Below are 14,705 nucleotides of genomic sequence, written 5' to 3'. Positions count from 1 at the left end.
ATGGATGAGAAATTTTAATGGGGTTGCCACTAAGTATTTAAATAATTATTTAACGTGGTTTAAATTTTTATTTATAAGTAAGAAATATAAAGAATTTAATCGAATAAAGGAATTATTTATGGAATTAGCGACAAGAGATCTTTATATTACTCAGTATATGATAAAAAATAGATTTGTAGAGTTATTATAATGAATAAATTTTATTTTATAAAAAGAGATGTTTAGAACTATAATTCTTCACAAAGTTCTTAAATATATTCATAATGGCACGTAGAGATGGTAGTAGCTTCGCTATAGATAGATATTAAATAATATTCATTCATTAATATTTCTTGTTAATTATTTCCTATTATATATATTTACCTATCACTTTTATAAAGCTTATATATTTTACTTATAATAAAATAGCTAATATAATAAACTTGTAAATAACTTCGAACAAAAGGAGATAATATTATGAAGGAAAAACAATCAAAATCGTTTATTTTGTGGAATTTATTCAAGTCGATGTTCGTACTGAGTTCATGTACCTTCGGTGGCGGATTTGTAATCGTATCGCTTATGAAAAAGAAATTTGTAGAGGAATTAGGATGGCTAGATGAAGACGAGATGTTAGATATAACGGCTATAACACAATCTTCTCCAGGGCCACTTCCTGTAAATGCATCAGTTATTATAGGATATCGTATGTGCGGAATTTTAGGATCTATAGTCGCTATTTTAGGGACTATAATACCTCCGATGGTTATTATATCTATAATATCAATATTTTATACAGAATTTAGAACTAATAAATATATAGCAATTGCTCTTCAAGTCATGAGAGCTGGAGTTGCTGCAGTAATTTTCGATGTAGTTATAAACCTTATGAAAAATGTAATAAAGACAAAGAGATATTTATATATCGCTATGATGTTAGTTGGATTTGTGGCGACTTGCCTACTTAAAGTAAGCGCTATGAATGTTATATTAGTCTGCCTTTCAATAGGCATTGTAGATTTAATATTAGAGCTAAATAAAAATAGAGTAAAGGGAGGTAGTCAAAGATGCTAATTTTAAAATTATTCTTCAGTTTTTTAAAGGTCGGTTTATTTAGTGTCGGAGGTGGTTATGCTGCCATTCCACTTATACAAGATCAGATAGTAAATGTGCATCAATTGATGACTTTGGAGGAGTTCACTGACTTAATTACTATAGCTGAGATGACTCCTGGACCTATTTCTATAAATTCAGCTACATTTGTCGGCACTCGTCTTGCTGGTCCTTTTGGAGTTATAATTTGTACTTTAGGATGTATTATACCTTCATTTATAATTTGTTTAACACTAGCGTATTTTTACTACAAATACAGAAGCTTCTCAGGTGTTCAAACTGTACTAGCTTCACTAAGACCTGCTGTAGTCGCTTTAATAGCTTCTGCTGGCATGTCGATACTTATGCTAGCACTTTTTAATGCCGACATCTCTAGCTTTAAGATAGGCGATTTTAGGTTTATTGAATGCGGAATATTTATAACTGGATTGTACGCACTTAGAAAATATAAGATGAACGCTATAACTGTGATATTAGGTAGTGGTGTTGTTGGAACTCTACTTTACTTAATTACAGGATTTGTTGCGTAAAATCAAAAATACCACCAATCGTAGAATTTGCGACTAGTGGTATTTTTTTATATTATCCTAGAATCCTTTAGCAGCATCTGATGTTGGTGCAAATATTGATTCTACTTGTTCTTCTGTTAATTCAACGTCGAATACTTCTTTATAGTATTTTTCAACTTCTTCGTTTAAGTCTATATCTTCAAATAAATCTGGATATATAGTCTTAGCATACCATAATAGAGTCATTGGAGTATCTGCTCCTGGAGTATAACTTCTGTACATTCCTAGAGGAGTTTTGTAAACTTTTTTGTCTTGAACAGCTTTTATTTTACTCCAGTCGTTGCTACCTATAGTATTGTTGTATAAATCTTCTGGTTGAGCTTGAGTGAAGTTTGTTACAAATATGATTTCTGGATTATAATCGTAAATTTGTTCCATATTAATTGGTACTGCATTGTCTTTGTCTATATCGTCAGCTACGTTTTTAGCTCCTACAGCTTTTGCCCACCAGCTTCCGAAGAATTGATTACCTGACGTAACTATTGAAGTTTCATCGTATTTGAATAAGAAGAATACGTTAGCTTTTTCATCTTCTGGTATATCTTTTACTCTATCTTGAACCATATCGTAAATTTCGTTGCTGTATTTTGCTACTTTATCTGCTTTAGCATCTTCTGGGAATATTTGGCTTAATAAGTCTATCCAGTTGTTTAAAGTTTCTATACAGTCATAATCCCATTTGTTAACTGATATTGCAACAGCGTTAAATCCAGCTTCTTTTAATTTTGCTCCTATTTCTGGATCTGAAGCTCCGTAGAATACTACATCTGGTTTTAATTTTAATAATTCTTCTGTATTTACTTCACTGTCTTTTATGAAGCTTGTATCTGCATTTAATATTTCTGGATATAATTGTCCTAAAAGTCCGTTTTTAGCTGCAGTCATACTTGGTTCTGACATACCTACTATTTTATCAGCTGAGTTAAAGAATATTGCTAAAACTGATGGAAGTGGTAGTATATCACAAACTGCTATACGTTCGATTTTAGATGGAAGTGTAACTTCATTTCCTGCTTGGTCTGTTATAGTTATTGTGTCGCTAGCACTTGATGATGCTGCTGAACTTGAAGCTGAACTAGAGCTTGATTTAGATGTTGATGAACATCCCCCAAATACTGGTAACATAGTTACTATTAGTAACATGCATATTAATTTTTTGAATTTTTTCATTTATAAAATTCCCCTCTCTTATAAAATTTTATTAATTATATTAGGTATTTCATCTCTATAAATTCGCCCTGAAAATCCCTCATGAGGCAAAGATATAAAGTTTGAATCAACTGGACAAATAGGCTTATAAAGTGGATCTGCTATTATAGCTTTTGCACCCTTTAAGCAAGATGTTATCTCTTCTTCATCCATAGCTATACAGTCTCCTTCTAAAAGAAGTCTTTCATCTGTTTCTAAAGCTGATATTACTTTTACTGTCTTGTCTTTTTCTTCTGCTATAGCACATGCTAGAGATTCTGACATAATACTTTCACCTATTATAGTTATGTCTGCATTTTCTACTGTTTTTTTATTTTTATAAGCTATTTTATTTTCTTTTGTCTTCATAGCTTCGTTTAAATCCTTTAAAACTATTTCTGCAAATTTTTTTCCAAATGGTGTACCTACTACATAAGGAATACCAAATTTTTCGTATAAATATTTAGCAGCGCCCATGCCTGAATAAGATACTACTAAGTTTACATCAGCAATTGAAGATTTTTTTATATCCTCTAAAGTACTTCCCATAGCCCAAGTGCTTACTACTTCAAATCCATCTGATTCTAGTAATTCCTTCATAGCTTCGACGCTTTTATTTACAGAAAAATCTAATGGTGTAGCTCCTATTATATTGACTCTTTTTTTGCCATCTGTACCATCTGATTTTTCACATACAAATCTCTTAGCTAAAGCTTCAAAAGCTTTATACGCTCCATCTATATACGAATGCATACCTGTTGTATCAAAGCCAAATGTAGGTATATTTGTCTCTTTTTCGATTATAGATGCAATAGCCTTGAAATCAGTTCCTATCATCATTGGTATAGGAGTTCCAGTCATAGCTATAAAATTAGGTGAAAGCTCTTTTGCAGTATATATTATGTCGTTTATAAATTTATCGTCGTCCCCCATTATAGCTTCCATTTCAGATATTCCTGAGATATATACCATACTGTCGATATCATACCATCTAGGCTCGTCGTGAGTGTTGTATGTAGAGTTACATCCTGAAGCATCGTGCATTACTGTAAGTCCGCCTAATTCATATAAAGCTGAGCACACTCCAAATGCATCTGCTGAGTAAATAGATATTCTACTTGCAATTTGTCTCATAATTTTCACACCCCAATCCTTTGAATTGTATTAATTTTTTAGCATCTTTTTCGTTTAAAAAGGCGTCAATCATAAGATCTGCTAATTTCACTATTCCGTCAAATCCGTACATTCCTCCACCTTCGACTATATTTACAAAATTATTACTTCCTGTGAAATACGCTGCCTTTTGACCTAGAGCTAGTATTTTTTCATCGCTTTTTCTATCTACAAAACGCATTTTTACGTGTATTGTCGCGTAGATTTTTATATTTGGATAGTTTTCCTTAAGCCAATTGAAGTCCTCTTGCTCTTCTGCTATAAAGCTATCTACATATATACTCTCTACATTAAACCCATGTTCTAAAAGAAGTCTAGCAAGTCCTAGAGGTCTCATAGTAAGTGTATAGTCTATAACTACTGGAGTATCTCCTACTACCTTTTGAGCCTTGTTTAGAGCTTCTGTAGCTGCTTTTTTATTTTCTTCAAAGTCTATCTTTTCTACACCTAGATTTTCACAAAGTAAGTCTAAATTCTTTTCTATTTCTTCAAATCCATAGCATAGAGGTAAATATAGATGCTTTTGACCTAATTTTTCTTCTAGATATCTACCTGCTTCTCTAGCTACAGGATTGTAGGAAATATTTATAGAGCTCTTGCCCATTTCTTTGTATTCTGCATAAGTCTTAGTATCTGTAATCTCTCTAAGAGTAAATCCATTGTCTCTTATGATTTTTACTAATTCACTGCTTTCATCAGTTGAGTAGTTATTTCCAATTATATTTACGCTCTTTTCTTCTAATTCTTCTTTATCTAGTAGGCTGTATAATTGTCGTCTCATTATTTGATCTGGTGTAAGCCCACTTTTTCTCATAATAGGGTTCATATAGCAATCTGTAAATTCTATATCTGGATATTTTTCTCTAAGTCTCTTATATACTAGTGGCAAATCACATCCTACAAAATGGTGAACGCAACTAGTATATACTAAAACTGCCTTTGGTTTATAAGGTAGCTTAGATAAAATATCTCCAACACCTTCTATTATTAAATCCTCTGTATCACCTTCTAGTACGTTGTTTTCTCTGACTATTATGTTAGAAAATCTATCTATAGCATTCATCTCAGCTGCAGTTAAGACAACACCTCTAAGGCAGCTTTGAGCACATACAAATATTTGGTGAATTTCAGGAATAAGCATTCCTATATGAACTATATTCCAAGTCCCCCTAGCTGAGCATGAAAACTCAAGTCTAGAATCAAATGGTGCAGGAAATTTTGCATCTTTTATTAAAACGCAAGCATCTCTTTCTTTTTCTCTAATAGGTTTTAGCATTATTTAGCTGCCTCCTTTTCACATGCCTTAAGTAAGCTCTCAGCAAGTGCTTCGTATTCTTTTGCCATAGGGCTATCTGGGAAAGCTTCTATAACTGTCTTTTTCATTTCCTCTGCTTGGATTACTATTTCGTCTCTGTCTAGAGTTCCGACTAATTTTGAATTTACATTTTCTATAAATTCATTTACTTTTTCTTCCTCGTTTTTTACGTTTCTCTTATTTAAAATAACTCCACCTAGGCTAGCGTATCCTCTATCCTTGAAGTTATCTATTGCCATAGCTATATTTGCTGCAGCGTGGATTGACATGTATTCTCCAGAAGTTATTATAAATACCTTGTCTGCGTATCCACCTCTCATAGGCATTGAGAAGCCTCCACAGACTACATCTCCTAATACATCGTAGAAAACTACATCAGGTTTATATTTTTCATATGCGCCTTTTTGTTCTAGCTTTTCTAGTGCAGTTATTATACCTCTTCCAGCACATCCCATTCCTGGAGTTGGTCCACCTGCTTCTACACATAAGATTCCTTTATATCCTTCTACTACCATATCTTCTAATTCGAAGTTGTCCTTCTTTTCACGTACTAGATCTAAGACTGTATTTATCTTAGTTCCAGCATGTAGATTAGTTGTTGAATCTGCCTTTGGATCACATCCTATTTGCATGACCTTTAATCCCTTTTTAGCTAATGCCACAGATAAATTAGAAATTGTAGTTGATTTTCCTATTCCACCTTTTCCATAAACTGCTATTTTTATCATAATCTAAATCCCCCTTATATCTATCCTCTGTAATCTCCTCTATCTACAACTATTTCATATCCAATTTCACTCATATGATCTTGCAAAACTCTTAAGTTTTCACCTGCATCCTCACCGCTTATAGCTTTATTGTCGTATAGTAAATAATTTTTTCTAACTGCTATAGGTGATAAATTAGGCATAATAACATTTGCTCCACATAAAACTCCTAATTTTCTTCCGTCCGATTTTGCTGTCCCCAGAGCTGTCGTAGCTGGAAGAAGTACATCTGGAAGCATTATTCTACATAGGCTTAATAAAAATAATGTCATCTCGACGCTTCCTGACTCGAAGTCTCTAAATGGAGTATCCTTATGTGGTATAAATGGACCTATTCCTATCATCTGAGGCTTAAATTCACTCATATATATCATATCCTCGCATAGATCACTTATTGTCTGATATGGACTTCCTACCATACATCCGCATCCAGTTTGATATCCTATTTCCTTTAAATCCTTAAGACAATTCATTCTATGCTTTAGAGAGAGTTTTTCTGGATGAAGCTTTCTGTAGTGCTCTTCATTTGCTGTCTCATGTCTAAGTAAGTATCTCCTAGCCCCAGCATCGAAAAATCTCTGATAAGACTCTCTCTCCTTTTCTCCTATCGAAAGCGTTATAGCACAGTCTGGAAATCTCTGGTGAATTTCAGATACAATATCGACTATCATATCATCTGTATAATGTCTGTCTTCACCTCCTTGGAGTACAAAGGTTCTATAACCGTATTTATACCCCTCTTCACAGCAGGATAAAATATCCTCTTTAGACAATCTATATCTAACTGCATTTTTATTTGAGCATCTTATTCCGCAGTAGTAGCAGTCGTTTTTACAGTAATTTGTAAACTCGACTATACCACGGAAAAATATCTTCTTGCCAAACTTACTGACAGCTATTTCTCTTGCAATATCAGCTGCGTATTTTGCATCTTCTTCTGTAAATGTTTCTAGTAGCTGTTCCCACTCAGAAAAAGAAAGACATTTGTTTTCGTTTAACTTATCTATTATTTCTACATTATTCAACCTTTTCACATCCTTTTTTCTCTTTAAAATCAACTTGGGAATATATAGCTTTTACGCTGACACCTGATAGATGACCAAGCTGAGTTACTAGAGATTGAATTGCATGTTCAGGTGCATCTAAAGTTACATTTATAATAGATATACCCTTTTCTTCATAAGGCATTCCCATACGACCTATTATGTATTTTTTATTTTGACCTATTAATTTATTTATTTTATCTGAAATACTCGAATCCTCAGCAATTATAGATACAACTGCGACCTTTCTTTCATCAGACAATTCGCTTTTATCCAAAAGTGCATCTAAATCGCTAGTATTAGTGATTTCTAGAGGTATGACGTCTTTTAAGATATTGCTTGGAGTTTCAATTTCTCCAATTACTGCCTTTACTCCAAATGCCTTTTCTATATTTTCTTCTGTTATAACCTCTCTAGTTTCGCCAAATAAATACTTTCCACTTTTACTAAGTAAAAACGCTTTATTCGCCCTTTGTAGTGCATGTGTCGGATAATGCGTATTAAATATACAGCTTATACCTTGATTTGAAAGCTTCGTCATAGTATCTAAAATAAGCAGCTGGTTTTTAAAATCCAAGTTTGATTCTGGCTCATCTAGTATAAGTATTTTTGGCTCAGATACTAATGCCCTAGCAATAAGTACCATCTGAAGCTCTCCACCACTTATTTGAGAGCATTTTTTCTTTGCAAATCTAGTAAGATTCATTTCCTCCATTACTCTGTTTACTATCTCTAAGTCCTTTTCCTTTGGCATAGACAGCATTCCAAAATGACTACTTCTTCCAAGTAAGACCATTTCTTCTACTGTATACGCTGCAACTGTAGTCTTTGCCTGAGGAACATATGCAATATCTTTCCATAATTTTTTATGTGAAATACTTCTTATATCTACTCCATCTAATGTACTCTTTCCACTTTTCCATTTCAAAAATCCCATTATACATCTAAGTAATGTAGTCTTCCCAGCTCCATTTGGACCGAGGATTGCCACAAAATCACCTGGCTCTACAGAAAAGTTAATATTTTCAAGTAGTAATTTATCTTTAGAATTCTTGTAAGCAAAACATCCATTTTCAACTGAAAGTATCATAGCTGCCAACCTCCACTTCTTCTCATAAGTGTTATAAAGAATGGTGCTCCTATTATCGCTGTAAGTATTGAAATCGGAATTTCAGTCGCTACTAAGCTTCTAGCGATAGTATCTACTACAACCATAAAAATTGCCCCAATACTTATTGATGCAGGCACTAGTGCAAGGTGGTTATTTCCAAATTTCATCCTACACATATGAGGTATTATAAGTCCTACCCATCCTACCTGACCGCACATAGATACGCATGATCCTGTGACCATAGTAGCTGCGATTATTGTTATACCTCTAAGTAAATTTATATTAGTTCCTGATGATTTCGCTTCATCATCAGATAGCATTAAAATATTTAGTCTCCAGCGAAGTAAGTAAAGCACGAAAATTCCGACTATTATAAACGGAGCTCCTAAAAGCAATGTCTTATAGCTCGCTGAACCCAAGCTTCCCATAAGCCAATAAGTAATAGCTGGAAGTTGTGTTTCAGAATCTGCAACAAATTTTACAAATGACACAAGTGCTGAAAACAGTGATCCTATCATTATACCGGCAAGTACTATACTGTTCATATTGTTGCCTTTACCAGTGCCAGAAATATATGTAAGTAAAACTGCAATTATACCAAAGCTAAGTGCACAAAATTGTATTCCTATTAAGCTAAATCCCAATAAAATTCCTAAAGCTGCCCCAAAGCTAGCTCCTGATGCTACCCCCAATGTATCTGGTGTCGCAAGTGGATTTGAAAACAAACTTTGAAATGCACATCCAGCCACAGAAAGCCCAGCTCCAACAAGTAGAGCAAGTAAAATTCTTGGAAATCTAATTGTCCACAATACAATTTCTGTCTGAGAATTGACTACATAATCATATCCAAATTTTTCAAAAGCCGATTTTAAAACTTCAACTGGAGATATAAACATCCTTCCAATCCCCATAGATAAGATTACTACCAAAACAGGAAGTATAATTAAAATTATCTTTTGAATTAAAGATAAACTTCCAACTACCTTAAATTTTTTCATATTATAAATCCCCCTAGAAATTAAAAATAGCTACACCAAAAGTGGCATAGCTAAACAAATTTTTTTCTAAAAAATATCGCCTTCCACCTTAATAGTAAATTTTGGTGTCAGAAATAAAATAAATACATCCATAATCGATCTTAATTATCAGGTATACTTTTAACTTAGAAGCGATTATTAAATATTTTATTAGTGCTAGTATTAAATTAAAATCTACTCATTCTGAAACTAAATCTCAAAATAAGTTTTCGTACATATCATAATGAAAGTATATCACATCAGTAGAAAAATGTAAACTTTTGTAAAAATTTAAAGAAAAACGAATAAAGGGTGGAGAAATTTCCTCCACCCTTGTATTTTTCTACTTGAAATTCAATTTTTATTATATTAATTTATTTAGTTTCTGCATTGGTATCATCTAATAAATTATTTTCAGATAAATAAGATAAAAATGAAAGTCCTAACATAATCACTACTAATAAAGCTGTTATTAATACTATTGCCATTTTTACGCCTCCCTCTTTATAAATAAATGTTAAAACAAATTTTTGAACTATATATGAATAAATTTATTTCATAGTTCTTTTTTCCAAATATCCCTTTTTCCCTTTTTTTTAATATACATTTGCTAACCCTTATATATTAATATTATAATATATTTTTCTATTTTACAAGTAAAGATTTCGTTAATAATTCCTTTCAAATTTATTAAACATAGCGGTTAAAAGTTACAAATCTGTCAAAATTTCTTTATATTTCCATTTTTTCACTTGACTTTAATAAATTAATCACTTAAAATCTTATACATAATAAATATTAAATAAAAGCGATGATTAGACGAGTAAATTTAGTTCAGTTACTAGAGATGGAAATTCATAGGCTGAGAGATTTCCTTAACTTGAGAAATTGAAAACTACCTAGGAGCTTCGTGCTGAAGTTATCTTAAATAGATTTTAGTAAGATACGACGTTTAGCTTACGTTACAAGTTCAAGTGGATTTTTTATAAAATCAATTTGGGTGGAACCGCGGGAATTTATACTCTCGTCCCTATTTAGGGACGGGAGTTTTTTAATTGTCAAAAAAATTAGGAGGTAAAGAAAATATGTATTTTTTAAGTACAAGAGGTAATAACGAAAAAATAACAGCTTCACAAGCAATAATAAAAGGTCTATCTACTGATAAAGGTCTTTATGTACCTTCTAGCTTTAAAAATTTAAGCGAGGAGTTAAAAAACTTAGTTGATTTAGATTATAAACAACTAGCATATGTCATTTTAAAAGAATTTTTAACTGACTATTCTGAAGAAGAATTAAAATACTGCATAGAGAGCGCTTACGACGAAAAATTTGATACAGAAAAAATAGCTCCGATAAGTAAAGTAGGAGATGATTACATCTTAGAATTATACCATGGACCTACATGTGCTTTTAAGGATATGGCACTTACAATAATGCCTTATCTACTAAAAACTGCAATCGAAAAAAACAACCTACAAGAAGAAGTTGTAATACTAACTGCCACTTCAGGTGATACTGGTAAAGCAGCTCTTGAAGGATTTAGCGATGTAGACAAAATTAAAATAGTAGTATTCTTCCCAGAAAATGGAGTAAGTGCTATACAAAAGCTACAAATGAAGACTACAAAGGGTCTAAACACTTGTGTTGTAGGAATTAACGGAAATTTCGACGATGCACAAACTGGTGTAAAAAATATATTTGCAGATGAAGATTTCAACAAAGAATTAAAAGAAAAAGGATATATATTATCATCAGCTAACTCAATTAACATGGGTAGATTATTGCCACAAGTAGTTTACTATTTCTATGCATACTTACAATTAGTCAAAGAAAACGAAATATCACTAGGAGATAAAGTAAACTTTGTAGTTCCAACTGGTAACTTCGGTAATATACTAGCAGGCTACTTTGCTAAGCAAATGGGACTTCCAGTAAATAAATTTGTATGTGCTTCAAACGACAACAACGTGCTTTACGACTTCTTTACAACTGGAGTATATAACAAAAACAGAGAGCTTAAATTAACTACATCTCCATCAATGGATATACTTATATCTAGCAACCTAGAGAGATTATTATTTGAAATATCTGGTAGAGATGCAGAAAAAGTAAACGAATTAATAAACAACCTAAACACTAAGGGAGTTTATGAAATAGATCAAAATATGAAAGACAACTTATCTTCTTTCTACGGCGGATATGCAACAGAAGAAGTAGTAAAAGACACTATAAAAGAAGTATTCGATAAATATGGTTACCTACTAGATACTCATACTGCTGTAGCATACTCTTGCTATGAAAAATACGTAGAAGACACAAAAGACTTAACTAAAACTGTAATAGTTAGCACAGCTAGCCCTTACAAATTCAGCAAAGATGTTTTAAATTCAATCTCATCTGTAGATGATAGCTTAGATGATTTTGAAATAATAGATAAATTATCTGATGTAAGCAATACAAAAATACCTGGGCCAATAAAGACACTTAAAGATTTAGAAATCAGACACAATATTACTTGTGAAAAAGATGAGCTTAAATCAGAAATAATAAAATTTTTAGGAAAATAGGTGATTAAAATGTTAGAAGTTTATGTACCAGCTACAAGTGCAAACATAGGTCCGGGATACGACTGTCTTGGATTATGTTTAGATTTATTTAACAAATTTACTTTTGAAGAAATAGAAGAAGGATTAGAATTTGGAGAATGTGAAGAAGCTTTTGCAAATGAAGATAACTTAGTATATAAGACTATGTTATATTTCTACGACAAGGTTAAACCAAAAAAAATACCTAAGGGTATAAAAATTTCATTTGAAAACAACATCCCAATATGTAGAGGGCTTGGAAGTAGTTCAACTTGTATAGTTGCAGGTCTTATGGCTGCAAATGTACTTAGTGAAGCTAATTTATCAAAGGATGAAATACTAAAATTAGCTATAGAGCTTGAAGGTCATCCAGATAACGTAGCACCAGCTATATATGGAAATATGATAATAGCATTTATGGAGGATGGAAACCTATATCACGAAAAGATCAAGGTTCCAGATGGAATAAGATTTTTAGCTATGGTTCCTAATTTCGAATTATCAACAGAAAAAGCTAGAGCCGTACTTCCAAAACAAATACCTCATAAAGACGGTGTTTTCAATGTATCAAGATGTGCTCTTTTAATAGCAGCATTTACAAACAACAATTTAGATTTAGTAAAGGTTGCATGTAAAGACAAATTCCATCAAGATTACAGAAGCCATTTGATAAACAACTACGACGATATAGTAGCTTATGCAAATACCCTAGATTCACTTGGAACTTTCTTAAGTGGTGCAGGTCCTACTATTATGACTTTAGCTAAAGATAGCGACAAGGAAATCTTAGACAAAATGAATGATTATCTATCTACTTTAGAAGATGATTGGCAAATATTAGACTTACATTGTGACGCTGAAGGTGCTTACTGCAAGCAAGTTTAATTTCTAATAATAGATAATAATTTTTTACAATAAATGTAATTTAATATATACTATATATAAAAGCTTTCCTCTTTTTGGAAGGCTTTTATAATGGATATTTTAGGAGGATCTATGGAAGAAACAATAAATACAAACGAAAAACTCAACTTTTTTCAAAAGAATACTGGCATTATATTTTGCTCTATTCTTTGTACTGGGCTGTGGGGAAGTGCCTTTCCTTGCGTAAAACTTGGATACGAATTATTTCAAATCGGTGCAGATGATATTTTTTCGAAGATACTTTTTGCAGGTGGAAGATTCTTTTTAGCTGGAATTTTTGTTTTGATTATAACTGCTTTTTTACTAAAAAAATTTCCTACATTAAAAAAGGGATCTCTAAAGGGAATAGCTCTATTGGGGTTTGTAGAGACTACTATGGAATATGTATTTTTCTATATAGGTCTTTCATATGCTTCTAGCTTTAAAGGGGCTATTTTAAATCCAACATCTACTTTTATGATGGTTATTTTAGCACATTTTATCTACAAAGACGACAAGCTAAACTTCAGAAAAAGTCTCGGATGTATAGTAGGATTTATAGGCATTATAATAGTAAATCTAACAGGCGAAATAGACAGTCAGATAAGCTTTTTAGGTGAAGGATGCCTTCTTATATCGGCATTTGCATTTGCACTTGGCTCTATAATAAGTAAGGAGATAACTAAGGTAGAAGACAATCCAATGATAGTCACAGGCTATCAGCTTCTTATAGGTGGAGCTATACTTATAACTTTAGGGCTTATAGGAGGTGGCAGACTTCATTTTTCATCTATCAATGCTACACTTTTATTCTTATATTTAGCATTACTATCATCTATAGCATTTAGCCTTTGGACTACACTATTTAAATACAATCCTGTAGGAAAAATATCTGTATTTAATTTCCTAACACCTATATTTGGAACTATATTATCAGCAGTTATTTTATCTGAAGATGTGTTTAAATTAAAAAATCTAGTGGCACTAATTCTAGTGTGTCTGGGAATTTACATCGTAAATAAAACTAATGATGCTAAAAATTAAATCAAAACTAAAAAAGACTGCTTTTTTGAGGTGACAATGAACCAATTCCTAAAAAAGCAGTCTCTTTTTCAGTTATTAAAAACATTAATTAATTTCCTTAAATTTTAAATAGATACAATATCCTTAAATTTTTTTAAAATATTTTCAATAAGCTTATTTTCTTCATAAAGATATTTGAGTATCATATCGTATTCAGATTTCATGTCGTTAGAATTATAACTCGTTTCATTTGCTTCTAGTTCTTGTATTTTTTCTTTAATTTGTACTTCTCTTTCTTTTATTATTGCGTATATTTTTACTTTTTCCACTTCCGTAAATCTATTCATAGTTATAACTCCTTTCTCAAAATTTTTCCTACCTCCATTTAATTATTCGACAAAGGTAATATAATACCTTTCAAAATGTTAAATTTTTTTAACAAAATTATAACAAATATAAAATTATACATGGCAAAACAAATTTAACTTGATTTATTCTCCTAAAAAAGGTATTCTATTTTAAGGTAGAAAAAAATATAGGAGAGTGATGAAAATGGACGCTAGTCCCTTGTACCTATCGTCGATTAATTTTTCACTTAGCTATCTATAAATAGACTACTTATTCCGTTATAAATTTTAGTCATTTTATAGATATATAAGTGTACTAAATATATAACTGAATAAGGAAGTGTTATTTTGATAAGATATTACAAAACTATTGAAGGCAAATTAGAAAAGCTAAATTCATACGAAGACGGATGCTGGGTGAATTTAGTCGAACCTAATAACGAAGAAATCGGAGAATTATCTGATATTTTAGATTTAGATATAGACAGTATAAATGCCGCTTTAGATGCAGAAGAACGCTCTAGAATTGATGTAGAGGATAATCACATACTAATTCTTATAGATATACCTATA

Annotated in this window: 14 protein-coding genes, 1 pseudogene and 1 other annotated feature; of the genes and pseudogenes, 7 read left to right on the top strand and 8 right to left on the bottom strand. The window is 31.8% G+C overall.

The genetic code is table 11. The annotated features are described in order from the left end of the window. The 3 genes and pseudogenes from SPD90_RS05515 to SPD90_RS05505 all read left to right on the top strand — a co-directional run. Positions 1-190 (top strand): annotated as a pseudogene (locus SPD90_RS05515) (IS1595 family transposase); the annotation flags it as partial. 266 nt (positions 191-456) lie between these two features. Then, positions 457-1,053, top strand: coding sequence for a chromate transporter (locus SPD90_RS05510; protein WP_320924569.1), 597 nt, complete (start codon positions 457-459; stop codon positions 1,051-1,053). Next, positions 1,047-1,622: a chromate transporter gene (locus SPD90_RS05505; RefSeq protein WP_320627008.1), complete on the top strand. Its 576-nt coding sequence runs from the start codon at positions 1,047-1,049 to the stop codon at positions 1,620-1,622. The genes SPD90_RS05510 and SPD90_RS05505 overlap by 7 nt, the downstream gene beginning before the upstream one ends. A 57-nt stretch (positions 1,623-1,679) precedes the next feature. Here SPD90_RS05505 and SPD90_RS05500 read toward each other — a convergent pair whose 3' ends face one another. The 7 genes from SPD90_RS05500 to SPD90_RS05470 are packed head-to-tail and all read right to left on the bottom strand — an operon-like array spanning position 1,680 to position 9,256. Continuing rightward, a complete protein-coding gene (locus tag SPD90_RS05500) occupies positions 1,680-2,831 on the bottom strand; it encodes an ABC transporter substrate-binding protein (protein WP_320924568.1) in 1,152 nt (383 codons plus the stop codon). An 18-nt stretch (positions 2,832-2,849) separates the two neighbouring features. Beyond that, positions 2,850-3,983: a nitrogenase component 1 gene (locus tag SPD90_RS05495; RefSeq protein ID WP_320924567.1), complete on the bottom strand. Its 1,134-nt coding sequence runs from the start codon at positions 3,981-3,983 to the stop codon at positions 2,850-2,852. Next, a complete protein-coding gene (locus tag SPD90_RS05490) occupies positions 3,964-5,298 on the bottom strand; it encodes a nitrogenase component 1 (protein ID WP_320924566.1) in 1,335 nt (444 codons plus the stop codon). The genes SPD90_RS05495 and SPD90_RS05490 overlap by 20 nt, the downstream gene beginning before the upstream one ends. Beyond that, positions 5,298-6,065 (bottom strand): nitrogenase iron protein NifH, encoded by a 768-nt coding sequence (locus SPD90_RS05485; protein ID WP_320924565.1) that lies wholly within the window; start codon positions 6,063-6,065, stop codon positions 5,298-5,300. Before SPD90_RS05485 ends, SPD90_RS05490 begins: the two co-directional genes overlap by 1 nt. Before the next feature lie 20 nt (positions 6,066-6,085). Continuing rightward, the gene (gene hydE / locus SPD90_RS05480; protein ID WP_320924564.1) at positions 6,086-7,129 is read right to left on the bottom strand and encodes a [FeFe] hydrogenase H-cluster radical SAM maturase HydE; all 1,044 of its coding nucleotides are present in this window, start codon (positions 7,127-7,129) and stop codon (positions 6,086-6,088) included. Continuing rightward, a complete protein-coding gene (locus tag SPD90_RS05475; RefSeq protein WP_320626743.1) occupies positions 7,122-8,237 on the bottom strand; it encodes a TM1266 family iron-only hydrogenase system putative regulator in 1,116 nt (371 codons plus the stop codon). The genes hydE and SPD90_RS05475 overlap by 8 nt, the downstream gene beginning before the upstream one ends. Then, complete coding sequence (locus tag SPD90_RS05470; protein ID WP_320924563.1) at positions 8,234-9,256, bottom strand: FecCD family ABC transporter permease; 1,023 nt, start codon at positions 9,254-9,256, stop codon at positions 8,234-8,236. Before SPD90_RS05470 ends, SPD90_RS05475 begins: the two co-directional genes overlap by 4 nt. A gap of 820 nt (positions 9,257-10,076) precedes the next feature. Next, positions 10,077-10,309, top strand: a binding site (T-box leader). Positions 10,310-10,329: 20 nt separating this feature from the next. Between SPD90_RS05470 and thrC the strand changes: the two genes are divergently transcribed. The 3 genes from thrC to SPD90_RS05455 all read left to right on the top strand — a co-directional run bounded on the left by thrC (position 10,330) and on the right by SPD90_RS05455 (position 13,806). Further along, complete coding sequence (gene thrC / locus SPD90_RS05465) at positions 10,330-11,841, top strand: threonine synthase (RefSeq protein WP_331680520.1); 1,512 nt, start codon at positions 10,330-10,332, stop codon at positions 11,839-11,841. A 9-nt stretch (positions 11,842-11,850) separates the two neighbouring features. Beyond that, on the top strand, positions 11,851-12,744 hold the full coding sequence (gene thrB, locus SPD90_RS05460) for a homoserine kinase (RefSeq protein ID WP_320924562.1): 894 nt from the start codon (positions 11,851-11,853) through the stop codon (positions 12,742-12,744). Between the two features lie 90 nt (positions 12,745-12,834). Beyond that, complete coding sequence (locus SPD90_RS05455; RefSeq protein WP_331680519.1) at positions 12,835-13,806, top strand: DMT family transporter; 972 nt, start codon at positions 12,835-12,837, stop codon at positions 13,804-13,806. 104 nt (positions 13,807-13,910) lie between these two features. Here the strand turns inward: SPD90_RS05455 and SPD90_RS05450 are convergent, their stop codons facing one another. Next, on the bottom strand, positions 13,911-14,132 hold the full coding sequence (locus SPD90_RS05450) for a hypothetical protein (RefSeq protein WP_320625792.1): 222 nt from the start codon (positions 14,130-14,132) through the stop codon (positions 13,911-13,913). A 348-nt stretch (positions 14,133-14,480) separates the two neighbouring features. Here SPD90_RS05450 and SPD90_RS05445 point away from each other — a divergent pair. Next, positions 14,481-14,705: CorA family divalent cation transporter (locus SPD90_RS05445; RefSeq protein WP_320924561.1), on the top strand; the 225-nt coding region annotated here is incomplete at its 3' end.

Source organism: Intestinibacter sp., assembly GCF_034113885.1.
Lineage (GTDB): Bacteria > Bacillota > Clostridia > Peptostreptococcales > Peptostreptococcaceae > Intestinibacter.
Note: the sequence above shows the minus strand (reverse complement) of the source record. Positions and strands in the feature narration are given on the sequence as shown.